Origin of the sequence: Nitrobacter winogradskyi Nb-255, from assembly GCF_000012725.1 — a bacterium.
Classification (GTDB): Bacteria; Pseudomonadota; Alphaproteobacteria; order Rhizobiales; family Xanthobacteraceae; genus Nitrobacter; species Nitrobacter winogradskyi.
In genome coordinates, this window is the sequence record NC_007406.1 from 2,164,833 (window position 1) to 2,191,061 (window position 26,229).

Here is a 26,229-nt window from a genome sequence, read left to right on the forward strand (position 1 = left end):
CCTCGCGCCTGCCGATCGTCGGAAGACGCTCAGAAATATGTCGTCACCGCGGAATCAAGCGCGTTGCGCATATCGGGATCATCGGTGATGGGACGCACCAGCGCCACGCGGCAGGCAGCCAGCGGCGCAACGCCGCGGGAAATCAGCGAGCCAGCGTAGATCAACATGCGGGTCGAGATGCCCTCATCCAGCCCGTGACCTTTGAGGTTGCGCGCATGTTCGGCGATATGGACCAGCTTCTTTGCCGCGTCCAACCCCACGCCGCTCTCATGCACCACGATCTCGGCCTCCACCTCGTGCTCAGGATAGTTGAAGTCCAGCGCGCCGAACCGCTGCTTGGTCGACTGCTTCAGATCCTTCATCAGCGACTGGTAGCCAGGGTTGTAGGAGATCACGACCTGGAAGTCCGGATGCGCCTCGACGATCTCGCCTTTCTTCTCCAGCGGCAGAACGCGTCGCGCGTCGGTCAGGGAGTGAATCACGACCGTGGTGTCCTGACGCGCTTCGACCACCTCGTCGAGATAGCAGATTCCGCCGAACCGGGCCGCCATGGTCAAAGGTCCGTCCTGCCAGCGGGTGCCGTTGGCGTCGAGCAGGAAGCGGCCGACCAGATCGCTGGCGGTCATGTCTTCGTTGCACGCAACGGTGACCAGCGGCTTGCCGAGCTTCCACGCCATGTATTCAACGAAGCGCGTTTTTCCGCAACCTGTCGGCCCCTTCAGCATCATCGGCATGCGGACCGAATAGGCAGCCTCATAAAGCGCGATTTCATCGGCGACCGCGCGGTAATAGGGTTCCTTGGCGACGCGATAGGCGTCGAGCGGGGACGCGGCGCCAGTCGTGTCCGTCACCGCGCGCGGCGCGGCTTCGCTTCGCGCGGAGGCGGCGGCCGGCACGTGGAAGGCGGGGTTTCGTCGCGGAAGGTAACCGCGGTTGGTGAGATCGTCACGCATGATCGGGTTTCCTGAAAATCTCAATCCGGCCAGATGCGGTCGGGGAACAGTTCCTGCACACTCTCCGGCGGCTCGTCCGCCAAGGTTTCTTTCTCCTTGGGCGCAGGCTTGGCGGCGGCCGGCTTACTGGCGCCCGAATCCGGGCGCGGCTTCTTGGAGCGGACTTCAGCCTTTTCAGCCGGGGCGGACTCCGCGCCGGTCTTGGCCTGACGGACGCTGCTGGCGAGCTTGTCTTTGATGCTGGTCATGCAAGGATCTCCTCTATGAGGCCTTCGATCTCCGCGACCGCACTTTGGCCACGCGCCCCCAGTTGGTAGGCCGACACGCCCTCAAGCGCGGCGGTCTTGTAGATGCCGCGGCGACGCACCGCAGTACGAAGTACCGGCAGTCCGAACTCGGCCAACGCCTCCTGCATCGCCGCCGATAGCGCGCTGCGCGTCTCGATCTGATTCGGCAGCAGATACGCGCGCAGCCGGGGATTGTTCCGCCGAGCTTCATCGATGTCCTGCGGCAGCCTCAGGCTGGCCCACAAATCCATCGGCGAGGGCAACACCGGAATGACGGCCACGTCACAGCTTTGCAGCGCCAGCGCCGCCGCGCGGCTGTCGACCGCCGGCGGACAGTCCAGCACGACGAAGGGATAGGCGCGAAAATCCCGCCGCAGATCGACAGCGCCGGCGCCCACGCGCAGATGCTTGACCGTCGCCGGAAAAGTTTGCGTTCCCGCCGCTGCCCATTGCGTGGCCGAGCCCTGCGGATCAAGATCGACCACGACCGCCGATGCCCGGCGCGCCAGCCCCGCACCGAGATGCATGGCCACGGTGGTCTTGCCGGCGCCGCCTTTCTGGTTGATCACCGCAATGACCAGAGGCCCGCTCATCGCTCACTCCCCGCGCTCGGCCAGAGCAGCTATACGTCCGGCGAACTGTTCGTCCTCGGCGCTCAATGCGGTGTCGTCGACCGCCCCGATCGTGATGTTGACGTAGGTGGTGCCGAAATTGATGTTCTGCGGATGGCGCTGAATCTCCTCGGACAACGCCGACAGCGCGTCGAGGAAGGCGCGGGTCTGCGCGTATTGCGCAAACGCGAAGCGGCGAAACAACGTCGGCGGCTTGTCGCGGCGCTCCCAACCTTGGAAATCATCATTCATGGGCGTCTACCCCGGTTCGATCTAGGTTACGTATCGAGATGCGCTAGCGCCTCCTGTAGCAAGGCTTCGAATAGCGACGCGGCGCTGTTACCGCGCAGCCGTCGGCGCGTACATCAACGCATCGACATCAATCCGCGGGGGCCTCGACCTGGAGCCGATACCAGACCCCGCCGCGCCGCGGGCAACCGCAAGAGCCTGCCGCACGCCGCCAACGCTCGGTTGAGCGCGCGTGCGAGCCAGGGTTTGCCGATCGACCGCCACCATGACGCTCTCCGCGCAGGATCAGCTGCGGGTGGAGGTGGTCTCGGCGTCGCGGCCGCCGCCGTTCGAGTCAGGCTTCGTCGGCAGGATGCCCTCAACCTCGCTGTGCACGCGCGCGATGATGTGCGCGGCCACCAGGCCGTCGCCCACGCGCTCGCAGGCGTCAGCCCCGGCACGCACCGCCGCGTTGACCGCGCCGGTTTCGCCGCGCACCAACACCGTGACGTAACCACCACCGACGAACTGCCGACCGATCAGCCGCACTTCGGAAGCCTTGGTCATCGCGTCGGCCGCTTCGATCGCCGGAACCAGCCCGCGAGTTTCGATCATGCCCAGGGCGATGCCGTTGACGTGTGTTGCCATGTCATAGTCCTTCCCGTTACTTACCGTACAAAAAACCGTGCTTAGGCGCTCGGCGTCTTCGGCAGGATGCCCTCAACCTCGCTGTGCACGCGCGCGATGATGTGCGCGGCCACCAGGCCGTCGCCCACGCGCTCGCAGGCGTCAGCACCGGCACGCACCGCCGCGTTGACCGCGCCGGTTTCGCCGCGCACCAACACCGTGACGTAGCCGCCGCCGACGAATTGACGCGAGATCAGGCGCACCTCGGCGGCCTTGGTCATGGCGTCCGCCGCCTCGATCGCGGGGACCAGTCCGCGCGTTTCAATCATGCCCAGGGCAATACCCATTATTTCAGCCATTTGTTCACTCCTTGTTGTCGAAATAAAAGAAACTCAAGTCACTGCACCCTGACGCCCGCTGCGCGCGCGCCGCTCTGCTCTTTGCTCACCGCGTCATCCCTCTTCCTCCCAGCCATCGATGATCCCGCAGATGGCCAGGTCGGTCGCCACTGTTCGATCGGGCATGGCCATGCGTGCGGCCGTGCCGGCGGCGGTGAATACCCATTTGCCAGGGGGCGCTCCGACAGGATCGGTCGCCACCGATATGTCGCCCTTCTGGCCCTTCAGAATGCGAAGGGAAGCCGAACCCATCTCCGGCACACGCCGGGTGCAGACAAGCTCATCGACCACGCGCCAGACTTCCATCACGACACCTCCGGATTCCAGTGATCGATGATGCCGACGATGGTCAGATCGGACGGATAATCCTTGGCTCCCGCCGCATCGCGCGCCGCGGAGGACCCCACGCAAATCACCCAGTCGCCCGGAATGCAGCCGACGGCGTCGACCGCGACGCTGCGCGGCCCGTTCGGCGTTTCCTGAACGACAAGCAGCGGACGATGACCCATGGCATCGATGCGATTGGTCGACACGAGGGTGGTTCTTACACGCATGATCTTCATGGCGCATATGTCCTCAATGATCGTCGACAGCGTCATCGACGACGAAGACGCAACTCTCGTCGCCGAAACGTTCGCTCACGGCAATCGCGCAATTGAGCAGGCCCCGAGCGGCCAGATCGGGGTAACGCGCCTCGATCGCGTCACGCACCCGCCGCCCCCGCGCGATCGCCCGCGCGCGCGATTCCGGAATCCGCGCGTCGTACTCGAAATGCACCAGCACCGGCACAGGCAGGCCGTGCGCGACGTTGAGGTTGCCGAAGATCTTGATCCCGACATCCATGTCGGGCGCGCCTTCCTCGATCGTGTCGAGGCGGGCGAAATAAAACAGGTTGCGCAACTGCAGCGACCGCACCGCGTCACCGGCGACGATGCATTCCTCGTCGTGCCCGATGATCTTGTAGCGGCCGGTATGGTGCTTGATGACGTATTCGATCTGCGACAGATTGGCTTCGGCCAGCGCCAGCACCAGGCGGCGCATCCCCTCGTGCATACGGCCGTTGCCCTGGCCCCAGCCACCCATGCCCTCGGCGTCGGCGACGATCCCGGCGATACGGGCCCGCGCCGCTTCGGGCGCAAGCCCGAGGGTGTCGCGGTAGACCTGCGCGGTCTCGAAGTAACGGTGCGCGTTGAGTTCGCCGAAGCCGTCGGGCAGATGGATGCGCAGCGCATCCAGATCGGTGTCGACACCGATCAGCAGCACATCCGGCGCCGCGCCCAAGCCGAAGGTCTGGTCGATCGCCGTCCGCAACTCGTTCTGCAGGCGCTGCAACGCCGCTTCGGTGGCCTGACGATCGTTGCTGCCGTGAGCAGCGCAACCCTGGCCGCCGGGCGATGAACTGCTGAAATGATAGACGGCGATCTTGAGGTAGTTCAGGCGCTCGCCATCGACCATGGCGCCCGCCAGCCGCTCGACTTCGCGCCGTGCCCAGTCCGACACATCGACCTCGATATCGAACAGAGCGCCGGCGTATGCCTTCACCCGCACATTCGGACCGGGCAAAATACGCAGCACATAAGGGCTGACGCCCTGCAGCCGGCCATCGGAGCAAGGGCTGATGTCCACGGTATGATAACCGCACGAATGCAGGAAATTCTCATCGAGCGGCAAGCGCTGGCGCCAGCCGACCTGCTCAGCCGGCGCATTTTCGACGCTCGACTTCAGGGCGCTGAATATGCAGCGCGAATGCAGCGCGGACAAATCCAGCCCGCACACCCAGGCATCCTCGAGCACCTGCGGCGGCAACTCGAAGCCGAGTTGCTCCCGGGCCAGCTGCTGCGCCCGCTCGATAAAATTCTCGTCATGCTGATGCGTGGAGATACGCTTGAGCACGTCGACGATGCGGGTAAAGCGCGAGCGCACGGTTCGCTCATAGTCGAACAGCAGGCGATTGAGATCGCGGTCGACCAGCGCATGCTCGCACGACTGCCCGCTGCCGATCATGCACGCCGGATGATCGAGGATGGCCACCACCTGAGGCGCCGCCGCGGCAACCGGGTTGGCCTCTCGTCGCAGGGCCTGAAGGCGTTTGCGCGTGTTCATGCCCGCGATCCTCAGCCGCGCGCCCCGCCGGAGACGGTCACCGTGGCGCCGCGCCGGGTATTGCCGGCCGATCCGGTAATGACCGATTCAGGCACTTCAGGCCGCTCAACGCCACGAAAGGCCATGGCGCTCATTCCGGCTCCACGCGGCTGACCGCGCATCGAGGGATTTCTCGCCAGGCTGGACGAACCCTCGGTACCGGTGACACGGCTGTTGCCGTCCCAGGCATCTCCCGAGACACGCCGCCCCTGCTGACTCCCTTCGCCGCTCAGGCGACGCGCGGCAGGAAGCGAATGCTCCTCGTCACGCGGACGGCGCGATTGACCGCCGTGCCGAAACTCAGGTGTGCCGGTGATCAGACCATCAGCCTTGTTGATCGGGCCGGTGATGCGCGAACTGCTCAGGCCGTTGCCGGTGATGACCTCGGTCTGCCGCTCGCGCGCCGCCTGCCGAGCCGGAATGTCGATGCTGAAATCGCGGGGAGCGGGCGGGCGTTGATCCGCATCCCGCGCGCGGAAGCGATCGCTCATCGCGCATTGCCCGGTCGAAATATTATCCAGCCCGAGATAAGGCGTTCCCGAAATCGGCTCACAAGCGCCACGCTCGTCGCCGGTGACCTGCGACCCGCCCGCGCCCGGCCGATCGCCGGTGACCACGGTGGAAGGGATCACCGCACTGTCGCGGACCCGCGCAGCCTGCTGTTCGCGCTGCGGCGCCTGGCAGAAGCCGGTATACTGGCCCTGACCGATGTATGGGGTGCCGCTGATCGGTGAGCAGGTCCCGGCTTCGTTGCCGGTCACATGTTCCGCGCGTCCAGCAGCGATGCCCGTGATCGTCTGGCCGCGCAGCGTGGTATCGACCACGACCTTGCTCACCGGCGAGACGGCTGGCGCCGCCTCGACCGGGCATACGGCGGCCAACTGGCGGGTGCCAATGTAGTCCGTGCCGGTGACGGGTTCGCACCCATAAGACTCGTCACCGGACAATTTTGGGCTTGGGGCGACCTCCGAACCGGTCACGGTCCGACCGCGCAGCGTCTGCATTTCAGACACCTTCCTGGGGCTGGGCGTCTTGCAAAGCCCGGCGAAGTCGGCCGTGGTGTAGTACTGGCTGCCCGTGATGCTGCGGCAGGAGCCGACCTCGTTGCCGGTCACCTTGGCGGACCGGTCGACAGCGGTCCCTGACACGACCTGTTCGTCGCGGGTCGACATCACGCTGACCTTTCGTGGCCCCCCTCCCGGCGGAGGTGTTCGGCAAAAGTCGCGAAACTGCTCAACCGTGTGATATTCGGTGCCGGTAATCGGGCGGCAGCTCCCGGCCTCGTCGCCGGTCTGCCGTTCGCTGCGGCCGACCACCGTGCCGGTGACAGGCTTGCCCGCAGCCGTATGGGTGACCGCCACCTTCGGAGGCGCGTCGTCGGTTTCTCCCTGGCTGTAACGCGTGCCGGTGATGGCGCGGTCGGCGCCGTGCTCGACGCCCGTGACGCGGCGCGGACGATCGACCAGCGCGCCGGTAACGGTTTTGCCCTTGTCGGTGCGCGTAAGCGCCACCTTCTCGGGCCGCGCATCCGGCCGCGCCGAACAGAACTGTTCAAAGCGCTCGGCGGAGAGATACTCCGTGCCCGTCACGGGGCGGCAGGCGCCTGCCTCATCGCCGGTGGTCCTGGTGGAGCGTCCGAGCGCGGTGCCGGTGATACGCTGCTCGCGCAGCGTGCTGCTGACGGCGACCTTGGGCGCGGTCGGCTCAGGCCGGACCCCGCAGAGCGTCTGGAACTGCTCGAAGCCGATATACTCGGTACCGGTAATGGCGCGGCACGAGCCCGGCTCATTGCCGGTCACCTTGGAGATGCGCTCCACCTGGGTCCCGGTGACGGTCTGCCCGGAGAGAGTGTGTCCCTCCTCGACCTTGGCCGGCACCTCGACCACATTGCGCGCGCGTATCCGGCCGGTCGGGCGAGTGCCGGCGCCCGACGCCTTGTCGACCCGGCCCGCCAGCGCCCGCACCATCCGATGCTGCATCGCGACCTGACGGCCGGTTGCGCCCTTCAGCATGGCGCTCTGCCAATCCTGCGCCGGCATCGAGGCGGCGATCCGCGTCGCCTGGGCGACGCGCTTGAGGCCCTTCTTGCCGTCCTGGGTCAGCGCGGCGCGGCGCATTTTCGCGAGCGCGCGACCGGACGCTTCCGGCGAACTTACGGCTGGACGCGCAGCCGCCGGCGTATCGATCCGCGCCGCCTCGATCTGCGCCGCTTCCTTCCGCTGCGCGCCTTGACCGCAACCGCATTGTCCACCGCAACTGCATTGCCCGCCGCAACCGCAGCCGCAATCAGAGTTGGGCACCTCCGCGTGAGCCGCGCGGCGCGGACGCACATGCGCCGCCGGACGGGACGCCACGCCCTGCCCTGCGTTCTTCAACGCAGCCTTACCAACCGTGGACAGCGCCTGACGGCGAGCCCTCGACGCGGACTTAGGAGCCGCCGGCTGGATGATCGCCGCCGGAGCGGACGTTGCCATCGATGCAGCCGAAGCATCGCTGCGGGTGGCGCTGGCGACATGCACCGCATTGAGCTGCATCCGGCCGGACGCGGAGCGCTTGTCGGCTTGCGCCAGGGCGACCCCGGCTTTGCCGTGACGCGCCATAGCCTGCCGACGCTGAAGCGCCAGTTCACGGCCGGATAGAGTTGCAGTGGCATGACCGGGGGCGACGTTTGTCATTCGGACCTCAGCACAAAGAACTCGAAGAGAGAGGAGCGGCGCCGATGCGCCGCGCCGCGAGCAAGTCGTGGGCGCTGAATCGAGTCGGCTTCAGCACCCCTTTCATCAGCGGTACACCACGAACGCCATGCCCTGACTTTGAGCGTAATTGTCGTACGCAACGAAGCGCACCATCTGATCGGGGAATTCGCGATGGCAGGCTTCGATCTCGGCCACCACGGCGTCGACGGACTGCTCGCCGAACAACGGCAGCTTCCACATGTACCAATAGCTCGCCTTGGCGGGCGTACCCTTCTCGGTGTGCTCGACCGCCGGATTCCAGCCCTGCGCGATGGCGTGAGCGATCTGACGGCGCACCTGCTCGGGCGTCATCTGCGGCAGATAGGAGAAGGTCTCGTATTTCTTGAGCGAACGGTAGGCTTGAACGGCCATGACTTAGTCCTTTCGGTTTTGCTGCGCAGCGGCGCACCCGCGGGGCGCGCCGCCCACCGTATCCGTCGACCGGCTTACTTGTTGGCGATGGCGAGCTTGTCCATCGTTTCGAACTCGAACTTGATCTCTTTCCACGTTTCCATGGCGATCTTCAGTTCGGGCGAGTGAGCGGCGGCAGCGGTGAGGATATCCTTGCCTTCCTTCTCCAGATGACGGCCCTCGCCGCGCGCCTGGACGCAGGCTTCGAGCGCCACACGGTTGGCATGCGCGCCGGCGGCGTTACCCCAGGGGTGGCCCAGCGTGCCGCCACCGAACTGCAACACCGAATCGTCGCCGAAGATCGTGACCAGCGCCGGCATGTGCCAGACGTGGATGCCGCCGGACGCCACGGCGAAGCCACCCGGCATCGAGCCCCAGTCCTGATCGAAGAAGATGCCGCGCGAGCGGTCCTCCGGAACGAAGGATTCGCGCAACAGGTCGATCCAGCCGAGCGTGGAAGCGCGGTCGCCTTCGAGCTTGCCCACCACGGTGCCGGTGTGCAGATGGTCGCCGCCCGACAGACGCAGGATCTTGGTCAACACGCGGAAGTGGATGCCGTGATGCGGGTTGCGGTCGATCACCGCATGCATGGCGCGATGGATGTGCAGCAACATTCCGTTGTTGCGGCACCAGTTCGCCAGACCGGCGTTGGCGCAAAGACCGCCGGCGAGGTAATCGTGCATGATGATCGGAGCACGGATTTCCTTGGCGTACTCGGCGCGCTTGTACATTTCCTCGGGCGTCGGCGCGGTGACGTTGAGATAGTGACCCTTCCGCTCGCCCGTCTCCTGCTCCGCCTTCTGGACCGCCTCCATCACGAAATCGAAACGGTCGCGCCAGCGCATGAACGGCTGGCTGTTGATGTTCTCGTCGTCCTTGGTGAAGTCCAGACCGCCACGCAGCGCTTCGTAGCAGGCGCGACCGTAGTTCTTCGCGGAGAGGCCGAGCTTCGGCTTGATGGTGCAGCCCAACAGCGGCCGGCCGTACTTGTTAAGCTTGTCGCGCTCGACCTGAATGCCATGCGGAGGTCCACCGCAGGTCTTCACGTAAGCGATGGGGAAGCGCAGATCTTCCAGACGCAGCGCCCGGACGGCCTTGAACCCGAACACGTTGCCCACCAGCGAGGTGAACACGTTGACGACCGAGCCTTCCTCAAAAAGGTCGATGGGGTAGGCAATGAAAGCGTAATAGCAGGTATCGTCGCCCGGCACGTCTTCGAGGCGATAGGCGCGACCCTTGTAGTAGTCGAGGTCGGTCAGCAGATCGGTCCACACCGTGGTCCAGGTGCCGCAGGACGACTCAGCAGCAACCGCCGCCGCTGCTTCTTCGCGATCCACCCCAGGCTGCGGCGTGATCTTGAAACACGCCAGAATATCGGTGTCGAGAGGCATGTAATCCGGCTGCCAGTAGCTTTGCCGATATTGCGTGACGCCGGCCTGGTACGATTTGACTGCCATATTCGAGAACTCCTTCATGCGCGCTTGTGCGGTAAGCGAACGACGGGCGAGGACCTACCGCGGTGCGGTGGCCATCCCCCCACCCGGCCCGGGGATGACGTTCGTGGGTCTCAGCAGGGTCTGTGATTCAGCCGGCCCCGCGATTCACGAGCCCTGAACATAGAAGACGCCCCACATAAACTCTAATTGTTATTTTTGATCATATGCATTAGAGTAACTTATATATTGGCCATGCATCTCACTCTCAGACAACTCCAGATTTTCGACGCTGTGTTGCAACAGGAGAGCTTCACGCGCGCGGCTGACGCTTTGCATCTCACACAGCCGGCGGTCTCGATGCAGATGCGGCAGTTGGAAGAGCAGATCGGCGTGCCGCTGTTCGACCATGTCGGAAAAAAAATCCGGCCGACCGACGCGGGCCGCGAGTTGCACCGTCACACCACGCTTATCGGCGCCAAGATGCGCGACCTCGAGTCGGCGATGGAAGAGTTTCGCGGCGTCCATCGCGGAGAACTCGACCTCACCGTGGCCAGCACCGCCAATTACTTCATGCCTAAGCTCATCGCAGCTTTCTGCGCCTGCCACGCCAGAGTGCAGGTGCGCCTGCAGGTGTCCAACCAGACGCATATCCTTGAGACGCTATCGGCGACGAATCAGGATCTCGCCATCATGGGGCAGCCGCCGGAAGACAGCGAGCTCGTCGCGCGCGCGTTCCTCGACAACCCGCTGATGGTCATCGCCTCGCCCGAGCATCCGCTGGCCGGACGGCGCAAGATCCCGCTGACGGAATTGGGTTGCCAGCCCTTCATTACCCGCGAGCCCGGCTCCGGTACGCGCAATGCCGCCGAGCGGCATTTTTCGCGTCTTGGCGTGGAATTCCACTCGGTCATGGAAATGAGCAGCAACGAGGCCATCAAGCAGGCCGTCGAAGCCGGGCTGGGGTTAGGCATTCTTTCGCTGCACACCCTGGAACTAGAGCTGGCGATACGCCGTCTCGTCACCCTCGATGTGGAAAGCTTCCCCATCGTGCGACAATGGTTCGTCGTCCACCGCAAGGGCAAGCGGCTGTCCGCGGTGGCGCAGTCCTTCCTGACGTTCATCACTCAGCAGGCGCGGCCGCTGGCCTCGCCCAAGCATCCGCAGCAAGCGCCGCTTCTCATCCCATGAATTTCACCAGGCGGCCGACCTGAATGTCGCTGACGAGAATCACGCCTGAATGCGCCTCGAAAAACGGCAGGAAGCCCTCGAGCAGCGAGTCGAACAGACTCGGCGGAACGGCGGCGATGATCATGATGAGAACGTCATCCTCATTGAACATCAGGTGCCCTTCGTACATGCCGTGGGCGCCCTTCCCGGACAGGTTGCCGATAATGGTGTAGCCTTTGACTCCAGCGCGATCGAGCAGATCAGTGGCAAATTCCCTGTGCTCGCCCTGGAGAATGATTTCCAGCTTCTTCAGCGGATGCAGCTTGATCTCGTTCATGCGGAGTATTCCTTCTCGGCAGGAGCGATTAGAGGGGTCCGCTCCTCCCACTGGCCGTTGTTGAAGACGAAGGGCTTGTAGCCCTGGGTGGGGTCGATGACGATGGCGCGGATCCAGCCGCCGAGCACCAGGCTTTTGACCTTGACCACGCGCTCCAGCACGCGGCCGGCGAAGTCCAGCGGCGCCTCGATCAGCGCGATCAGGCGCATCGGTTCGTGGTAAGGGCGTCCCTCGCGCATCACCGTCTGCATCGGCAGGCCGGTGCGCAGATCGCTCAGGCTGCCGGTCATCACCCCGAAGCGCCCGGACACGTTGTGGTAGACCTTGCTGCCGCTGCCCAGATGGGCATTGTCCACGGTGGAGAAGAAGTGTTCGAGGTTGATCCACTGGCCCACCACCACCGGGGCTGCCAGCAGATTCTCCAGCAGGCGGCCCCTGGGATCGCAGCGCCAGTCGTAGGACAGCAGGAAGGCGGAGCCCTGCAGATCCGAGTTCTCGGTGAGCGCGCGGCGGCCGACGATGCCGTAGACGTTCCCCGACAGTCCCCATTCGGGGCGGACCTGCGCCCAGTCCACCGCCAGGCGGTTCGCCAGGCGCAAGGCTTCCGCCGGCTCGAGCGCCTTCGCCTCCGGCAACAGCTTCGGCATGCGCTCGGCCGCGGTCAGGCGCGAGGCCGCTCGCAGGCCGTCCCGCAGGCGTTCCAGATATACCAGGTGGCGTGGCGGCAGCAGGTCGAGGTCAAACAGTTCGATGGCGTCGGTGGTGGTGACGTGCAGCGCGGGCATGAACCAGGTGTCTTCCGGAATGGTGATGCCCATGGCCGCCAGCCGCTCGCGCACCGCGGGCTTGTTGGCCATCTGCGCGAACACCCGGGCGTTCACGATGCCGCTGGCGCCGCCGCAGGCGCCGCAGTCCAGAGCTGACTCGTAAGGATTGTTCTCGGTCTTGCCGCCGTGGCCGACCACCAGCACGAAGCGCGAGAAGGTCTGGGTCAGCCCGATCATGGTCAGGGCCGTGTGCACGTAGTTGACCTGCTCGTCGAGCGAGTAGCCGATGCGCCCCAGCCGCTCGAGCTGATGATTGGTGTAGTCGGCATCGACGCCGTAGACCTGACGCAGCTTGTCGATGAACTCGGCCTCCTGCGTCTGGGGCACGCCGAACGTCGTGCGCAGCCGCGTCGGCCCGTCGCGGCGGCGCAGCGCGATCTCGCGCAGTTCGCGGATCATGTCGTCATCCACCCGCTCGCGCTCGATCTTCAGTTCGGTGTGCAGCGCCTTGACGATCATCGCCCGCTGCAGGGTGCGGATGATGGAGTCGGCCTGCTCGCGGCTGAGCTTGTCGACCAGCAGGCGGGTCACCGGCTTTTCGGTGTCGATGCGGCGGCGCCAGCGGCTGTAGCCCAGGGGCGCCAGGGTTTTGCCGAACAGGTCCAGCCCGAACAGCATGCCCACCGCTTCCACCGTGACATAGGGCGAGAGCACCGACTTCTTGAGATCGTGCAGCACGTGGCCGAGCGTGCTGACGAAATCCTCGTTGTGGGGGTCCAGCGCGGCGGGCAGCTCCAGCACCAGGTTCTTGGGCGTGATCACCGCCGGGCAGTAGTGGCTTTCGCTGCCCTTGCCGTAGCCGAGGAAGCCCACCGGCACGCCGAAGAAGCCGGCGATGCCGAAGGTCTGGTAATTGCCCACGCGCTCCAGGTGGCGGCGGATGGGTTCGGCGCGCACGTCGATGCAGAACCAGGCCTGCGCGAACGGTATCTTGTCGGGCGGCGGATCCTGCGGCGCCTGCACCTGGGTGAGCAGCTTGTCGATGGCCTGCCCCTCCATCGCCAGGGTCCACACCATGCCTTCCTGCGGCGCGAAGTCCCGCAGCCCCTGCAACAGGCCCTCGACGTCCTCCGGCGCCAGCGCATCGAGCGCGGCGGTGGCGTTCGCCGCGGCGGCCAGCTCGCGCAGCGCGGCGGCCTGTTGCTGCCCGAGGCGGGCCTGCCACAGCGGCCAGTAGCGTTGCAGGAGATCATGGCAGCGGGCGCCGTTGCCGCGCGACAGCGTGTCGTCGATGCGCTGCGCCCAGTCGGGCAGCACCTCGCCGCTGTGCAGCGCGTACCGCAGCACGCATTCCGCGCCGCGTTCGCGCACCACGGCGCCAAGATCGTCACGCCGCATCGGCGTGCCGCGATGGCGCGCGCTTTCCTGCAGCAGCGCCAGCCCCATGACCAGCCGGATCGCCAGCAGATCGACGATATCGGCCGGGTACTGCTGCGCCCAATAGTAATGTTTGGCCGACGCCCGCCAGCGCACGAAGCCGGTCCAGCCGTGCAGCCGGGTGAGCACGCGGGTGAAGTAGGTCGGCCAGGCCTCGGCGCCGATGCCCATCTCCTCCATGACGTACACCACCGCGCTCTCGGCGTCCTGCACATGGTCGAGGATGTGCCGCACATGCAGCCGGCGCAGGACCATGCGCGCGTTGCGCCGCGTGACCTCGCTCCAGGCGGAGAACAGGCCGCGCTCGCGCCCCGGCATCCGCCAGGCGGACTGGTCTTCGTCGAAGAAATCAAGGCAGTTCTTGATGACGAGTTCGTCGAGCTCGTCGGCGAGTCCCGTGCCCCACAGGGCATCGACCGCCTCGGGCAGCGTGCGCGCGTGCAGGCGCTGCTCAAGCTCCGGCAGCAGCGCGGCGACGTCGACGGCCTGCGCGGAAGGCGGATGGCCGTGCAGCGCGGCGTGGACGTCCTTCGCCCGCACGCCGCGCACCACCGCATCGCGGTCGTGCGGCGTCTGCATCAGCGCATGCAGCCAGCGCGGCCAGTCGACGCCCGGCACCGGAGGCAGGTCCTGCGAGCGTCGCCCGATCTCCTCCTTGAGGGTCTCCGGCCGCACCTTGCCTTCGCGCTGCCAGCGCTGATAGTCGCTGCGCGGCAGGAACATGCGGGCGTGAAACAGCTCCGCGCCGCGACGCACCGCCTGCTCGAACGGCATGTCCTCGAGGCCGTAGAGCGGGTTGTGATGAATGAAGGTCCGCATCGGCCAGAAGAACGGCACCGGCTCACCCGCCACATAGGCGGTCGAGCGCACCCGTAGACGCCGGCCGAGGTTCAATGCATCCACCATGACCATCCTCCGATCGAAGCCAGCACCGCGGCAACGGCAGTAAGCATCAGCCCCAGGCCGGCGCCGTATGACAGATCGACTGTTCCCGCAGGACGCGGCCACTCGCGCCCGAACAGGCCGTGCTGCCACAACAGCGCGGCCGCCCAGCTCCACAGCAACCACACCGCGAGCACGACGACCGTCAGACCAACGGGAATCTGCTGCAACACCGCAAGCATGGCGAAGAATCCGGGAAACGGCGGCGCCGCCAGAGCGGCGAGCAGGGTCACCACCCACGCGAGGGTCAGGCGCGGAAAAGCCGGGCCGATGCGTCCACGCAGGCCGAGATAGGCCCCTCCGAAGCGACTGCTCAGGCTGGAGCCGAGAATCATCAGCACCGCGGCGGGAATCGTCATCGCCAGAGCCACGAACACGAGGGTCTTCCCGTGCAGGCCGTGCAGCCAGGCCAGCCACACCAGCGGCCAGACCGAGGTGGCCTGCAACCGCGCCCAGATGAACACCTCCTGCACCGAAAGCAGCCGCCAAGCATAGAGCAGCGCTGTAAACGCGGCCAGCAGTTGCAGCGGGAGGACGTATTGCTCAGGCGGCGGCGCCGCCTGGTTGAGCAGCCACGCGCCCGCGGCGGGGAAAGCCACAAGCGCCGGAACACGCAGCCAGACGGGCAGCACCTGCAGCCCGGCGTTGAACAACATGCTCAGGGGAAACAGCGGCAGAAGGATCAAGGCAAGGAGCAAAGCGATCATGGCGGTCAGACCCAACGCAGCCAGATGTTCACCCGCTTGGTCGCGCTCAGCGTGCCGCGCGCCAGTTGGGTGTAGATGTAGGACACGTAGAACTCTCGCGAAAATAGGGCATAGAGATTGAGGTAGATGGCGTTCCACCGCGTGCCGGGCTTGCCCCCGAATTCGAGGGAGTGGGTATAGAAGGTGGCCAGCCAGGAGCCGACCAGCGCGACCGTGACGAGAACCACGAGAGTATCGAAAGCCAGGACGTTGATGCTCGCCGCGGCATAGATGGCGTCGCGCAACTCGGCGTCCGGGTAGAGGAAGTTCTCGAACGTATGAGCGATCAGGGTGTAGCCAACCACTACGATGAAAAAGGACAGGAGCACCATGGTCAGCGTGCGCAGCGGGCTCTCGCTGGGCATTTTATGAATGGAGAAGAACAACTGCGCGCCGGTGACCCAGCCGAAGAACAGCAGCACCACGGAACCTTGCTTATGGAAGAAATCCGCCGCCACCATCCCATGTGACAGGCCCAGCACCAGCGCCGGCACCAATACGGTGGCGAGCGCGGCCCACAGCCATGGCACTTTCTGGACTTCGCGCAGGGGACGGCGCTCGACCACGAAGCTGTAGATGTCATCGGGCGGCACGCCATCTTCGCGGCGGCTGTCGCCGATCACGTTGCCCGCGTTGAGAAACAGCGTGGCCTTGAACAGTCCATGCGCGATGAGATGATAGACGGCGAGCGAAAACGCGCCCAGCCCGCATTCCATGATCATGAAGCCCATCTGCCCCATGGTGGAATAGCCCAACGATTTTTTTACGTCGTTCTGCGTGAGCATCAGCGCCGAGCCGATCAGCGCCGTCACCAGCCCGACGACAAACGCCAGGTGCAGCGCGTCAGGCGCGTGAACAAACACCGGCGCGAAGCGGTTGAACAGAAATCCGCCGGCGTTGACGATGCCCGCATGCATCAGAGCCGACACCGGCGTCGGACCGTCCATCGTATAGGGCAACCATGTATGCAGCAGGAACTGCGCCGAGCGGGCAAAGGCCGCCAGCGCCAACAACATTGCCACCAGCGGCACCACCGCTACTCCGCCGAGCTGCACATCTGGATTAGCGGTGATCCGCGCGAACAGTTCCGACAACTCGGCGGTGCCATAGCCATGCCACAACAGCAACGCCGCGCCCACCATCGGCAGATCGCCCACGCGGTAGGTCAGGAAGGTCCACAAGGCATAGCGGCCGCTGGCCTTGCGGCTCGTATCGAAGCCGAGAAGAAAGAACAGCAGCACCCCGATCAGGAACCAGGCCGCCAGCAGCGTGAGCAGATCGGCGGCGGTCACCATCAGCAGGATGACGGCCGTCATCAGGTCCAGCATGGCGAAAAACCGCACGTAGCCGGGCTCGTCGGCCATGTAGCGCACCGAGTAGACGTGCACCACCAGGCTGATGGCCGACACCAGCACCGCCATCGCCACGGCAAGGTTGTCGAGCATGAGAGCCGCGGGACCGAGCCGCGCCACCGTCACATCGCCCTGTGGGGCGCGCAGCACCGCCACCAGCAACGCCACAGAAACCACGCAGGTGACAGCGGTCATCGCCACGCTGAGGCGCGCCGCCCGTGCTTGCTGACCAGATCCGGCCAGCGGGGCCATTATCGCCGATAGTACCGGGAGCGCCGGCAACACCACCAGACACCAGGAGACCCATTGATCCACGGCAACACTCCTTGTTGAATCGGGATGGCGCGATGTCGAAGCAGTCGAGAGGGCCCCCTGCTCCATCTGGCCGGAGCAGACTGACGTGGGGCATCATATAAGAAAGTTATCGAATAAGCAGAAATTTGAATTTCTTATTCAACCCCCAAAGTAAGCTAATATAGTTTGACCCGGACACTCATTGAATCGTTTTTCAGGCAAGAGAACTACCATGGCTAAATACGTCGGACTTGATCAAGACACACACGGGATAACCGCGCTGGGGCGAACCGTGCTCGATGCGCGCGTCTTCGGGCTTATCCCCGAAACGCAGGATTGCGCGGGTTGGGACGCCGGGCAGATGCAGGCATTGATGAGCAAGGTGAACAACCTTTGGGATCAATACGGTAACGTTCCCAGTGCGTTGCCGCCGGAGCTGGCCGACCGCCACAATCGCGTTTATAGCGAGGCCATCGCGCGAGCCAAGGCGCGCGGCTGGGACGCTGAACTGGACGACAACGATTAGCCGGAATCAACCGGCCCGCACCCGGCCGAGTTCAGATCGGGTTTTTGCGCGATCAGGCTGGAGAGGTGCGGATGACGAGCGCCGCGTAACCGCATAACGGTGTGTGACGACGCGTCGCATCACCTCAAGCTGGCCAGGCCCCTTCAAAGTCTGACAACGAAAGGCCATCGCACTCAAACGGCGCGAAAACTTCCTCGATATGTTACAAGGCCACGCATCATGAGCGTTCTGGACGTCTATGTATATGTGATCCCGTTTCTGGTGATCTCCGCCACCATCGGCGCTGTTTTGTGGAATCGACGGAAGATCAACCGCGCCCGCGCGTCCGACATCAATAAAAAGCCTGAGGACGAGAGCCTTTCCGCCTCTGACTGAACTCAGAGTCCTTCACCGCTTCGCGGAAGAGGGAATGAGTCTATCGCTTTGTTTTGACGCGTTTTCTTCACACGAACTGGTATCCATCCCCGGCTCAGATCCGTGGACGTGCTTCACGCGAACCCGACAGGCTCGGATTCAATTCAAGGCAGCGCGAGAATGCTGTCTTCCGTTGCCGGATGAAGCGGGTGCCGCCGCGCATACGACGTAAGCCAAAGCGGCTCGTCAGTGCACCGTCATCCAGGCCCGCGCATCGCGTTGCGCCATGACGATCTCGGCCCCGGACATCAGAGCGGCAACCTCGCGGCGCATCGCGGCCGCTTCAGCGTGCCCCTTGAGAGCGGCGAGATTGAACCATTTATGCGCGGCCACCAGATCGACCAGACCGGCGCGACCGCTCGCCCAGTACAGCCCCCGCTCGAAAAGAATATCCTGAACAGCGTCAGCGCTCACTGGCACCGCCGTCTCGAAGTCGATCTGCCCCTGAAACATCCCTCTGTTCCCCTTTTATTGCCGCCCTGCTTCGAGTGCGGCCCATCCACCTGTCGGCGCCCCGCTGGATCCAACCGCCGTTCGCCGGCGTGCCGTCCAGACACACGGATCATGAAGGTGAAATTTGAAGAGCAGTTTAAGTATCGCGATGAATCGAACGTGAACGTCATCGGCGCACAGCGATCAACTCGGATCGAAAAACCCTTAGATGGCAAGGGCTTTCGTCATTTTACACGATTCGGTTTACTGTGAGATTTGGCAAACCGCTAACCATCGCTAGAATCTTCCACCGCTTCATGGAAACGGTGAAAGACTCCATCTTTATGTTTTGACGCGTTTTCTTCACGCGAACCGGATTCCACTTCGCTCGAAAACGCTATAAAGCCCGGATCCAGACGCGCGCGCGAAGGCGCTGCCGGAACGATGCCGCAAGCATCATCGCGATCCGCAGGCCTTCCAGCGGCCGCTCTATTGGCAGAATGACAGGAAATGGCGACGCGACAGCTATGGCGTCTTCGAGCGAAGCACACTCGAGCTCGACCCGCGATGGGGTACCCGGTTCACGCGAAGAAAGCGCATCGAATCAAAACTTGAGAGCGCTGCTGATTTCATCAGAAGCGAAAAACTTGATGGCCGAGCCAGCGGCAGGACGAGGGCGTCGGTGAACACGTCAGGACAAACTCTCACCGCAGCCTGGGCCGCCAGTGATCGCGGACCTTGTTATCCGCGCTGAAGAAGACCGGCGATGAGATTCACCGCGCTCTTCCTTCGGACCGGCTGTCGAGGAGAAACTCCGAAACAACGATCCGACCGTTTGACCTGATGTCTCGCCGACACCCTCTCTCGTCGTCGTCACCCGAACTGAAATCTGCCTGGAAGCAAACTGTCTCGGCCCCGACGACGTCACCGGCATCAAGCAGCCGGCGATTCCAAAGCGAGCTTACTTCTTCTTCTTGGCAACCTTCTTGGCGACCTTGCGGGTCTTCTTCGCAGTCTTCTTCACTGCGCTCTTCGTCTTCTTCACCTTCTTCGTCGTCTTCGCCTTGGCTTTCGCCTTCTTCGCCTTCTTCGCCTTCTTGGCCATGTTGCCCTCCAGAGTGAGATGGCTTCGTCGCTGCATGCATTCGGGAATCGAAATGCACATCTTTCGAATACACCAACATCAAAAAAAAAACAGTGTCCCGCTTAAGGAAGTGTTGACATCCCACAGCGGCACGACAGTGGCGCGCGCCGAGATTATACGGGGACTCGTGGATGGACGATGCCGGCAAGGCGCGGGAAACCCAAGCAGGCGTTTTTCGTGATTTCAAATAATGACTGCGCCGCAACGATATTCTTAATTCAACAAACGGACGGCGGATGCGCGGCACGCATCACACTGACCAGCGGCGCCACTGAAATCGATATAGATGCGGACTCCGAGTCCTGACTTTTGGCAATAAAAATATTTTCGCCGATAACTTTGAAAGCCGCCTTCGGCGCCCGCTACGGCGCATGTTTTCGCCAATCCTGAAATGCGATTCGCGAAAACCGATTCAGCCAGCGTACGCTTAAGCAAACGCCATTCAATGATGAAGCAGCTTGATGGCTGTCTCCTCGGCCTGCGCGGCGTCCGTCGAAAAGCCATGCGCCAGACAAACGAGGCGTCGCGCCGACGCCGTCAAAGCGAGACATGCAGCCGTGCGAGACATGCAGCCGCGCGTGGCGTTAAGCCGGTAGCCGAAGGTTACAGACCAAGCTTGGCCTTGAGCAGATCGTTCACCGCCTGCGGATTGACCTTGCCGCCGGACGCTTTCATCACCTGACCGACAAACCAGCCGATCATCTGCGGCTTGGCGCGAACCTGTGCGACCTTATCCGGGTTGGCGGCGACGATGTCGTCGACCACCTTCTCGATCGCACCCACGTCGGTGACCTGCTTCATTCCCCGCGCCTCGACCAGCGCGCGCGGGTCGCCGCCTTCGCTCCAGACGATCTCGAACAGATCCTTGGCGATCTTGCCGGAGATGGTTCCCTCGCCGATCAGATCGATGATCGCCGCGAGTTGGGACGCGGAAACCGGCGACGCCTCAATGCTCAGGCCCTGTTTGTTGAGCCGTCCGAACAGTTCGTTGATCACCCAGTTGGCGGCGGCTTTCCCATCGCGTCGCGCGTCCGCAAGGTCGGCCAGAACCGACTCGTAGAAGTTAGCGCTCTCGTGCTCGCTGACCAGCACGGCGGCGTCGTACGATGTCAGGCCGAGATCCGTCACAAAGCGTGCCTTCTTCTGGTCCGGCAACTCCGGCAGGTCGGCCTTCAGCGCATCCACGAGACCTTGCGAAAACTCCAGCGGCAGCAGGTCGGGGTCCGGGAAGTAGCGGTAGTCGTGCGCCTCTTCCTTGGAGCGCATGGCGCGGGTCTCACCTTTATCCGGATCGAACAGACGCGTTTCCTGATCGATGCCGCCGCCGTCTTCGAGAATGCCGATCTGGCGGCGCGCCTCGTATTCGATCGCCTGACCTATAAATCGGATGGAGTTGACGTTCTTGATCTCGCAGCGCGTGCCGAAGGGTTCGCCCGGCCGGCGCACCGAGACGTTGACGTCGGCGCGGAGGTTGCCTTTCTCCATGTCCCCGTCGCAAGTGCCGAGATAGCGCAGGATCGTCCGCAGCTTGGTCACATAGGCCCTGGCCTGTTCGGACGAGCGCATGTCGGGCCTGGACACGATTTCCATCAGCGCCACGCCGGAGCGGTTCAGGTCGATCGCGCTCATGTCCGCGTGCTGATCATGCAGGGACTTGCCGGCGTCCTGTTCGAGGTGCAGCCGCTCGATCCCGACCACGAAGCTCGTACCGTCGGCAAGATCGACCACGACCTCGCCCTCGCCGACGATCGGCGACTTGTACTGGCTGATCTGATAGCCCTGCGGCAGGTCGGGATAGAAATAGTTCTTGCGGTCGAACACGGAGCGCAGATTGATCCTGGCGTTCAGTCCCAGGCCGGTCCGCACCGCCTGGCGAACGCACTCCTCATTGATGACCGGCAGCATTCCCGGCATCGCCGCATCGACCAGCGACACGTGGCTGTTGGGATCGCCGCCGAAGGCGGTTGAGGCGCCGGAGAACAGCTTGGCGTTGGACGTGACCTGGGCGTGGACTTCTATCCCGATCACCATCTCCCACTCGCCGGTTGCGCCTTTGATCAGGTGGGACGGTTTGACAGGTGCGTTCATGCGCGGTTTTTACTCCGGGGGCTCACGATTGGGAAACCCAATCTTTTATGGGCGAGGTCCACGCTCGCTTACATGCGTCCGGCAAACATGCGAAACGCGGAGCTTGCCCGCAATGCGTCCCGGCCTGCCGCGATCACCTCATCCACCTGCTGCGGCGGCAAGCGGAATCGGGTCGGAACGGTCTCAAGGCGTGCGGCGCGCGCGGGATCGAGTTGATCGAAGCCGATCCGGCCTACGAAGAACTTCAGATCGTGACAGTTCCAGCCCGGACGCGCTCCGTAACGGGCGCGTTCCGCGGCCGTCAGGCCGCAGCGCCACCGGATCAACGCCGCCTGCCAGTCGCCCATGGTGCGCTCGAAGGCCGTGTAACCCGCGCCGACGCTGGCATCGATAGCGGTATCCGCCGCCGCCTTGACGAGGTCGACGCCGCTTGGACCCTCAATGGTATTGATCCAGTTGCCTGAAAGGCCGGTCTTGGCATCCACGACCACAAACAGTCCGCGCCGGATTTTGACGGCCTGCTGGGGTGACAGCGGTTCATAGGGCGCGCGCGCCGACAGCAGCGCGATGGTAAAACCCGACAGGCCGTAATTGTCGACCAGGCCGCCGTCGAGCAGCTTGATGTAGGGAATTTCGCCGTCATGGTAGCGGCTGATCGCTTTCGCAAAGGCGCTCAGCATCGGCGGCGCGTTGCGGTTGTCGCGCGCCTTCACGATCCAGGCCGGCAGCGGATCCTTGCATCGACCGGGGAAAGTCTGAATCACCACCGGCGCGAACGCGACGGGCACCGCCGCCGACGCCGCCACCGCGTTGGCCAGCGGATAGGACGCGAGGTCGCTGCACATCGCGCTGAACGCGGTCGCGCCAAAAACGAAAGGCGTGCGATTGTAGATGTCGGAGGCGTTGATCCACACCCGCGGGCGCACCGTCTGTCGCAGATCGGCGAAGGTCGCGCCATGGAACAGGTTGGCGTCGAGCCAGCGCGGCAGCCCGCTGGAATCGTTGATGCCGCCGGCGAACGCCCTGCCAAGGGTGGCGAGGTTGAGGTCGGTTTGAAGTCCCTCCTCGGCATTTCGCAAAAGAAACTTTTCGCGGAAGTCGGCCAGGGCCGCGCGCTTGCGCAATCCGAAATAGGCGGCGGTCACCGACCCTCCGGATACGCCGGAAATGAAATCGATACGGTCGATCATGGATGCGCCGCCGCCGCGCACCGGCGTCTGCGCCAATTCCTCCAGCACGCCGAAGGAAAATGCAGCCGCCCGCGTACCGCCGCCGGAAAAAGACAGCGCCACCAGATCGTCGTCGGTGGCAGTCCGCTCTTCGAAGTTTTCGTGCAGCTGGCCTACGAGGTCGGTGCTGCTGCCCGGCTGGTTGACGGGCGCATTCTGGATCGACGCGCAACCGAGCAGCAGCGCGCATAGTCCGATAACAGCAAATGCTGAACGCATGGTCGTGAGGTCGCCCCGCCAATCGCGCGCCGACTATGGTTCCTGGCGCGGCGAATGGCAATCTGTCCCGACCGCTACCTGCTGTCGTGGTCAACGGCCGGCGTAGCCCCGAACGGCGACACAGCGGCGGCCCGCCCAGCCTCTCCGATACCAGCCATAGCGTTTTCCGAGCGAAGCTAGAGCCATTTTGGATTGAGATTACGCATAACCGGCGTGATTGAAGAAGTTGATGCATTGGTCTGGAGAGAAGAGATCGAGGATAGAACCGATCCTGTTCCAGAGTGCGGGGATCGATCGCTCGGCGGCCTTTCGCAGATGGGCCTTGAGCTTTGCGAACGCCATCTCGATCGGGTTGAGGTCGGGCGAGTACGGCGGCAGATAGCGCAACTGCGCGCCAGCGGCCTCGATGATTTGTCGAACATCGTCGTTCTTGTGGGCGGGCAGATTGTCCATCACCACGATGTCGCCTGGCTTCAGGGTCGGGACCAGGCATCGTTGCAGGTAGACGCGAAAGATCTCGCCATTCATCGGCTCGTTGATGACAAAGGGAGCGGTGATAGCGTCGTGGCGCAGTGCCGCGACGAAGGTGGTGATCTTCCAGTGACCGTGTGGAATCTTGCCGACCAGGCGTTGGCCACGGCGGCAGCGGCCACGCAATCGCGCCATGTTGGTCGAGGTGCCGGTCTCATCGATGAAGACGAGGCGGGCTGGATCAAGCAGCCCTTGTTGCGCTTTCCAGACCTCGCGGGCCATCGCCACGTCGGGCCGATCCTGCTCGGTCGCGTAAACGCTTTTTTTTGAAGCTGATGCCGCGCCGGTCGTAGAAGCTCCACACCGTTGCCACGCTGACCGTAATGCCGCGCTCGCGCAGCAGGACCCGGACTTCTTCAAGCGTGATATCCGACTGTGCCCCAATCAGGTCGAGCAGCCACGCGGCATGCGGCTCAAGAACCGCGCGACGATGACCGCGAAGGCCGCTCGGCGCCGTTCGTCCGTCAAGCCGCCACTGACGGACCCATTTGATCGCGCTGCTGGCACTCACCGAAAAAACCTTGGCCGCCGAGGTTGCCGAAAGCCCGCCCGCAACCGCACCAATCACCCGCTCGCGCAAATCAGACGAATAGGCCCGTGTCATCGCTGCCTCCGAATCAAGACAGCCAAACCCTGGCCCAGAAAAACCCCTCCGTGAATCCTCAAACGAGTCAGATCAACCCAAAAAGACTCTAGTCCTCGGCTCGACCGGAGGACGGTGACCTGTCCGCGTGGAGAAAACGCGTCAAAACAACAATCCAGAGCTTCGCTTCTGATTCAATCAGAAGCGATAATGCTCTAACCGTTGTAGCCACCCAGCAATTCCGCGACGATCTGGCTCCACTCGTCCTCGGACGAGCCTTTTCCAAACGGCTTGTCGGCGCGGCGGTACCAGTAAGCGGCGTTGCCGATCTCGCGGCCATCAAGCCGATGCAGGTAAGCGTGGACCCATGCGGCCTCCGGCCCCACCACCGGCTGCACGATGACGTGCGCCTTGTTCCAGTCGCCCTTGGCGGACCACCACAAGGCCGCAAGCGGCACGGAAACGCCCTGCGGCGGCTCGGCGTTCGCCAAGCTGGCTTTGAAAGCATCCGGCGTCACCACCACACCTCCGGCGTAAAGCGCCCGGCAGCCTGCTCGATCACCTCACCAAGTGAAATAACCGCCTCCTCGTCGAACGGACGACCGATGAGTTGCAGCCCGAGCGGAAGCCCCTGCGCGTCCCGGCCCGCGGGTACGGCAATGCCGGGCAGGCCCGCCATGTTCGCCGTCACGGTGAAGATGTCGTTGAGATACATCTCGATCGGATCGGAATCAGTCTTCTCGCCGATACCGAACGCGGCGGACGGCGTCGCCGGGGTCAGGATCGCATCGACCCCCGCCTCATAGCAATCCTCGAAGTCCTTCTTGATCAAGGTACGAACCTTCTGCGCGCGCAGGTAATACGCATCGTAGTAACCCGCGGACAAGACATAGGTTCCGATCATGATACGGCGGCGGACTTCCGCGCCGAAGCCTTTCGCGCGGGTGTTTTCGTACATCTCGACGATATTGCTTCCATCGGCGCGCGCGCCGTAACGGACGCCATCGTAGCGCGCGAGGTTGGACGACGCCTCGGCCGGCGCGACGATGTAATAAGCAGGCAGCGCGTATTTCGTGTGGGGCAGCGACACCTCCACCAGTTCGGCGCCCGCCGCTTTCAGCCAGTCGGCGCCCTGCGACCACAGCTTCTCGATCTCGGCGGGCATCCCGTCCAGCCTGTACTCCCTGGGAAGGCCGATCTTCATTCCCTTGACGGATCTGCCGACCGCCGCCTCATAGTCGGGCACGGCACGATCGACCGACGTCGTATCCTTCGGGTCGTGGCCGGCCATCGAGCGCAGCAAAATCGCCGCGTCGCGCACCGTGCGTGCGATCGGCCCGGCCTGATCGAGCGAGGACGCAAACGCGACAGTGCCCCAGCGGGAGCAACGTCCGTATGTGGGCTTGAGGCCGACCGTGCCGGTGAAGGCCGCGGGCTGGCGGATCGAGCCGCCAGTATCGGTCGCGGTCGCGCCGAGACAAATTCCGGCAGCCACCGCCGAGGCCGACCCGCCGGATGAACCGCCGGGAACCAGCCTCACATCTGAACCCTGCCGCCGCCACGGATTGATCACCGGACCGAAGCAGGAGGTCTCGTTCGACGATCCCATCGCGAATTCGTCATTGTTGAGCTTGCCGAGCATCACGGCGCCGTCGCGCCAGAGCTGCGACGTCACGGTGGATTCATAGGGCGGCTTGAAATCACCGAGAATGCGCGAACACGCCGTGGTCCGCGTGCCTTCCGTCGCAAACAGATCCTTCACGCCGAGCGGAAGACCGTTGAGCGGACCGCCCTCGCTCTTTGCGATCCGCCCGTCGGCCTGGCGCGCCATCTCCCTTGCCCGCTCCGGCGTCTCCAGTACATAGGCGTTCAGGACGCGCGCGCGCTCCATCGCCGCGAGATGCGCGTCGGTCAATTCCAGCGCGGTGAAAGATTTACGTGCGAGACCGTCACGAGCCTCGGCCAGCGTGAGCGAGGTCAAGTCCGTCATCTATCAACCGCGCTGCAAAAAAAGGGCGACAGCGTCCTGTCGTTCCGGGGATCATCGGCAGACGCCGTATCGACCGCGTGGAGTCTGGCGAGAACGGCGTTTGCCGCCTCGTCGGGATCGGCCGTCCGGCCCTGGCGCTCCATGGCGTCGAGGTAATCCATATAGGCCCGATAAGCCTTTTCATCGCCGCAGAGCAGACACAT

Annotated in this window: 27 protein-coding genes; 3 read left to right on the forward strand and 24 right to left on the reverse strand. The window is 64.0% G+C overall.

The genetic code is table 11. The annotated features are described in order from the left end of the window. Positions 1-29: 29 nt before the first annotated feature. From NWI_RS10305 to NWI_RS10360, 12 genes are all read right to left on the reverse strand, one after another. Positions 30-953 (reverse strand): CbbQ/NirQ/NorQ/GpvN family protein, encoded by a 924-nt coding sequence (locus NWI_RS10305; protein WP_011315222.1) that lies wholly within the window; start codon positions 951-953, stop codon positions 30-32. A gap of 20 nt (positions 954-973) precedes the next feature. Continuing rightward, on the reverse strand, positions 974-1,201 hold the full coding sequence (locus tag NWI_RS10310; RefSeq protein WP_011315223.1) for a hypothetical protein: 228 nt from the start codon (positions 1,199-1,201) through the stop codon (positions 974-976). Continuing rightward, positions 1,198-1,833, reverse strand: a complete 636-nt coding sequence (gene parA / locus NWI_RS10315; protein WP_011315224.1) for a ParA family partition ATPase — start codon at positions 1,831-1,833, stop codon at positions 1,198-1,200. Before parA ends, NWI_RS10310 begins: the two co-directional genes overlap by 4 nt. Positions 1,834-1,836: 3 nt before the next feature. Next, complete coding sequence (locus tag NWI_RS10320) at positions 1,837-2,103, reverse strand: 4a-hydroxytetrahydrobiopterin dehydratase (protein ID WP_011315225.1); 267 nt, start codon at positions 2,101-2,103, stop codon at positions 1,837-1,839. 282 nt (positions 2,104-2,385) lie between these two features. Beyond that, entirely contained in the window at positions 2,386-2,727 is a 342-nt protein-coding gene (locus NWI_RS10325; protein ID WP_011315226.1) for a BMC domain-containing protein, read from the reverse strand. A gap of 41 nt (positions 2,728-2,768) precedes the next feature. Continuing rightward, the gene (locus NWI_RS10330; protein WP_011315227.1) at positions 2,769-3,065 is read right to left on the reverse strand and encodes a BMC domain-containing protein; all 297 of its coding nucleotides are present in this window, start codon (positions 3,063-3,065) and stop codon (positions 2,769-2,771) included. Between the two features lie 93 nt (positions 3,066-3,158). Then, positions 3,159-3,410: a carboxysome peptide B gene (locus NWI_RS10335; protein ID WP_041344994.1), complete on the reverse strand. Its 252-nt coding sequence runs from the start codon at positions 3,408-3,410 to the stop codon at positions 3,159-3,161. Continuing rightward, positions 3,410-3,667, reverse strand: coding sequence for a carboxysome peptide A (locus tag NWI_RS10340; RefSeq protein WP_011315229.1), 258 nt, complete (start codon positions 3,665-3,667; stop codon positions 3,410-3,412). Before NWI_RS10340 ends, NWI_RS10335 begins: the two co-directional genes overlap by 1 nt. A 13-nt stretch (positions 3,668-3,680) precedes the next feature. Continuing rightward, positions 3,681-5,207, reverse strand: coding sequence for a carboxysome shell carbonic anhydrase (locus NWI_RS10345; RefSeq protein WP_011315230.1), 1,527 nt, complete (start codon positions 5,205-5,207; stop codon positions 3,681-3,683). An 11-nt stretch (positions 5,208-5,218) separates the two neighbouring features. Beyond that, positions 5,219-7,921 carry a CsoS2 family carboxysome shell protein gene (locus NWI_RS10350; RefSeq protein ID WP_011315231.1) on the reverse strand — a complete coding sequence of 901 codons (2,703 nt, stop codon included), beginning with the start codon at positions 7,919-7,921 and terminating at the stop codon, positions 5,219-5,221. 105 nt (positions 7,922-8,026) lie between these two features. Further along, a complete protein-coding gene (locus tag NWI_RS10355) occupies positions 8,027-8,353 on the reverse strand; it encodes a ribulose bisphosphate carboxylase small subunit (RefSeq protein ID WP_011315232.1) in 327 nt (108 codons plus the stop codon). 74 nt (positions 8,354-8,427) lie between these two features. Continuing rightward, positions 8,428-9,849 carry a form I ribulose bisphosphate carboxylase large subunit gene (locus tag NWI_RS10360; protein WP_011315233.1) on the reverse strand — a complete coding sequence of 474 codons (1,422 nt, stop codon included), beginning with the start codon at positions 9,847-9,849 and terminating at the stop codon, positions 8,428-8,430. A 231-nt stretch (positions 9,850-10,080) separates the two neighbouring features. On the opposite strand from NWI_RS10360, the gene NWI_RS10365 reads away from it, so the two are divergent. Further along, entirely contained in the window at positions 10,081-11,016 is a 936-nt protein-coding gene (locus tag NWI_RS10365; protein ID WP_011315234.1) for a LysR family transcriptional regulator, read from the forward strand. On the opposite strand, the gene NWI_RS10370 is transcribed toward NWI_RS10365, so the two are convergent. The 4 genes from NWI_RS10370 to NWI_RS10385 are packed head-to-tail and all read right to left on the reverse strand — an operon-like array spanning position 11,006 to position 16,891. Beyond that, positions 11,006-11,332, reverse strand: a complete 327-nt coding sequence (locus NWI_RS10370) for a P-II family nitrogen regulator (RefSeq protein ID WP_011315235.1) — start codon at positions 11,330-11,332, stop codon at positions 11,006-11,008. The two genes, NWI_RS10365 and NWI_RS10370, sit on opposite strands and share 11 nt — an antisense overlap. Continuing rightward, positions 11,329-14,442 (reverse strand): DUF2309 domain-containing protein, encoded by a 3,114-nt coding sequence (locus NWI_RS10375; protein ID WP_011315236.1) that lies wholly within the window; start codon positions 14,440-14,442, stop codon positions 11,329-11,331. The genes NWI_RS10370 and NWI_RS10375 overlap by 4 nt, the downstream gene beginning before the upstream one ends. Beyond that, positions 14,427-15,185: a hypothetical protein gene (locus NWI_RS10380; RefSeq protein WP_011315237.1), complete on the reverse strand. Its 759-nt coding sequence runs from the start codon at positions 15,183-15,185 to the stop codon at positions 14,427-14,429. The genes NWI_RS10375 and NWI_RS10380 overlap by 16 nt, the downstream gene beginning before the upstream one ends. Positions 15,186-15,190: 5 nt before the next feature. Beyond that, positions 15,191-16,891, reverse strand: a complete 1,701-nt coding sequence (locus NWI_RS10385; protein ID WP_011315238.1) for a proton-conducting transporter membrane subunit — start codon at positions 16,889-16,891, stop codon at positions 15,191-15,193. 211 nt (positions 16,892-17,102) lie between these two features. On the opposite strand from NWI_RS10385, the gene NWI_RS10390 reads away from it, so the two are divergent. Beyond that, complete coding sequence (locus NWI_RS10390; RefSeq protein ID WP_011315239.1) at positions 17,103-17,396, forward strand: hypothetical protein; 294 nt, start codon at positions 17,103-17,105, stop codon at positions 17,394-17,396. 219 nt (positions 17,397-17,615) lie between these two features. After that, positions 17,616-17,771: a hypothetical protein gene (locus NWI_RS17955; protein WP_187147963.1), complete on the forward strand. Its 156-nt coding sequence runs from the start codon at positions 17,616-17,618 to the stop codon at positions 17,769-17,771. 225 nt (positions 17,772-17,996) lie between these two features. Here NWI_RS17955 and NWI_RS10395 read toward each other — a convergent pair whose 3' ends face one another. The 8 genes from NWI_RS10395 to NWI_RS10435 all read right to left on the reverse strand — a co-directional run bounded on the left by NWI_RS10395 (position 17,997) and on the right by NWI_RS10435 (position 26,229). Beyond that, the gene (locus NWI_RS10395; RefSeq protein WP_011315241.1) at positions 17,997-18,263 is read right to left on the reverse strand and encodes a hypothetical protein; all 267 of its coding nucleotides are present in this window, start codon (positions 18,261-18,263) and stop codon (positions 17,997-17,999) included. A 940-nt stretch (positions 18,264-19,203) separates the two neighbouring features. Continuing rightward, a complete protein-coding gene (locus NWI_RS18255) occupies positions 19,204-19,347 on the reverse strand; it encodes a hypothetical protein (RefSeq protein WP_244374894.1) in 144 nt (47 codons plus the stop codon). A 642-nt stretch (positions 19,348-19,989) separates the two neighbouring features. Continuing rightward, positions 19,990-21,474, reverse strand: coding sequence for an Asp-tRNA(Asn)/Glu-tRNA(Gln) amidotransferase subunit GatB (gene gatB, locus NWI_RS10405; RefSeq protein ID WP_011315243.1), 1,485 nt, complete (start codon positions 21,472-21,474; stop codon positions 19,990-19,992). 68 nt (positions 21,475-21,542) lie between these two features. Beyond that, positions 21,543-22,922 (reverse strand): patatin-like phospholipase family protein, encoded by a 1,380-nt coding sequence (locus tag NWI_RS10410; protein ID WP_011315244.1) that lies wholly within the window; start codon positions 22,920-22,922, stop codon positions 21,543-21,545. Positions 22,923-23,120: 198 nt separating this feature from the next. Then, a protein-coding gene (locus NWI_RS16995; RefSeq protein WP_148203782.1) for an IS630 family transposase occupies positions 23,121-24,057 on the reverse strand; the annotation gives its coding sequence in 2 pieces (ribosomal slippage) (positions 23,121-23,720 and positions 23,722-24,057; 936 coding nt in all). Between the two features lie 194 nt (positions 24,058-24,251). Beyond that, positions 24,252-24,560 (reverse strand): hypothetical protein, encoded by a 309-nt coding sequence (locus NWI_RS10425; RefSeq protein ID WP_041344997.1) that lies wholly within the window; start codon positions 24,558-24,560, stop codon positions 24,252-24,254. Continuing rightward, on the reverse strand, positions 24,551-26,026 hold the full coding sequence (gene gatA / locus NWI_RS10430; RefSeq protein WP_011315246.1) for an Asp-tRNA(Asn)/Glu-tRNA(Gln) amidotransferase subunit GatA: 1,476 nt from the start codon (positions 26,024-26,026) through the stop codon (positions 24,551-24,553). The genes NWI_RS10425 and gatA overlap by 10 nt, the downstream gene beginning before the upstream one ends. After that, positions 26,023-26,229, reverse strand: coding sequence for a hypothetical protein (locus NWI_RS10435; RefSeq protein WP_011315247.1), 207 nt, complete (start codon positions 26,227-26,229; stop codon positions 26,023-26,025). The genes gatA and NWI_RS10435 overlap by 4 nt, the downstream gene beginning before the upstream one ends.

Coding starts and splice junctions, on each gene's coding strand:
- NWI_RS10305 (WP_011315222.1), bottom strand. CDS start 953: ATGCGTGACGATCTCACCAACCGCGGTTACCTTCCGCGACGAAACCCC.
- NWI_RS10310 (WP_011315223.1), bottom strand. CDS start 1,201: ATGACCAGCATCAAAGACAAGCTCGCCAGCAGCGTCCGTCAGGCCAAG.
- parA (WP_011315224.1), bottom strand. CDS start 1,833: ATGAGCGGGCCTCTGGTCATTGCGGTGATCAACCAGAAAGGCGGCGCC.
- NWI_RS10320 (WP_011315225.1), bottom strand. CDS start 2,103: ATGAATGATGATTTCCAAGGTTGGGAGCGCCGCGACAAGCCGCCGACG.
- NWI_RS10325 (WP_011315226.1), bottom strand. CDS start 2,727: ATGGCAACACACGTCAACGGCATCGCCCTGGGCATGATCGAAACTCGC.
- NWI_RS10330 (WP_011315227.1), bottom strand. CDS start 3,065: ATGGCTGAAATAATGGGTATTGCCCTGGGCATGATTGAAACGCGCGGA.
- NWI_RS10335 (WP_041344994.1), bottom strand. CDS start 3,410: ATGGAAGTCTGGCGCGTGGTCGATGAGCTTGTCTGCACCCGGCGTGTG.
- NWI_RS10340 (WP_011315229.1), bottom strand. CDS start 3,667: ATGAAGATCATGCGTGTAAGAACCACCCTCGTGTCGACCAATCGCATC.
- NWI_RS10345 (WP_011315230.1), bottom strand. CDS start 5,207: ATGAACACGCGCAAACGCCTTCAGGCCCTGCGACGAGAGGCCAACCCG.
- NWI_RS10350 (WP_011315231.1), bottom strand. CDS start 7,921: ATGACAAACGTCGCCCCCGGTCATGCCACTGCAACTCTATCCGGCCGT.
- NWI_RS10355 (WP_011315232.1), bottom strand. CDS start 8,353: ATGGCCGTTCAAGCCTACCGTTCGCTCAAGAAATACGAGACCTTCTCC.
- NWI_RS10360 (WP_011315233.1), bottom strand. CDS start 9,849: ATGGCAGTCAAATCGTACCAGGCCGGCGTCACGCAATATCGGCAAAGC.
- NWI_RS10365 (WP_011315234.1), top strand. CDS start 10,081: ATGCATCTCACTCTCAGACAACTCCAGATTTTCGACGCTGTGTTGCAA.
- NWI_RS10370 (WP_011315235.1), bottom strand. CDS start 11,332: ATGAACGAGATCAAGCTGCATCCGCTGAAGAAGCTGGAAATCATTCTC.
- NWI_RS10375 (WP_011315236.1), bottom strand. CDS start 14,442: ATGGTGGATGCATTGAACCTCGGCCGGCGTCTACGGGTGCGCTCGACC.
- NWI_RS10380 (WP_011315237.1), bottom strand. CDS start 15,185: ATGATCGCTTTGCTCCTTGCCTTGATCCTTCTGCCGCTGTTTCCCCTG.
- NWI_RS10390 (WP_011315239.1), top strand. CDS start 17,103: ATGGCTAAATACGTCGGACTTGATCAAGACACACACGGGATAACCGCG.
- NWI_RS17955 (WP_187147963.1), top strand. CDS start 17,616: ATGAGCGTTCTGGACGTCTATGTATATGTGATCCCGTTTCTGGTGATC.
- NWI_RS10395 (WP_011315241.1), bottom strand. CDS start 18,263: ATGTTTCAGGGGCAGATCGACTTCGAGACGGCGGTGCCAGTGAGCGCT.
- NWI_RS18255 (WP_244374894.1), bottom strand. CDS start 19,347: ATGGCCAAGAAGGCGAAGAAGGCGAAGAAGGCGAAAGCCAAGGCGAAG.
- gatB (WP_011315243.1), bottom strand. CDS start 21,474: ATGAACGCACCTGTCAAACCGTCCCACCTGATCAAAGGCGCAACCGGC.
- NWI_RS10410 (WP_011315244.1), bottom strand. CDS start 22,922: ATGCGTTCAGCATTTGCTGTTATCGGACTATGCGCGCTGCTGCTCGGT.
- gatA (WP_011315246.1), bottom strand. CDS start 26,026: ATGACGGACTTGACCTCGCTCACGCTGGCCGAGGCTCGTGACGGTCTC.
- NWI_RS10435 (WP_011315247.1), bottom strand. CDS start 26,229: ATGTGTCTGCTCTGCGGCGATGAAAAGGCTTATCGGGCCTATATGGAT.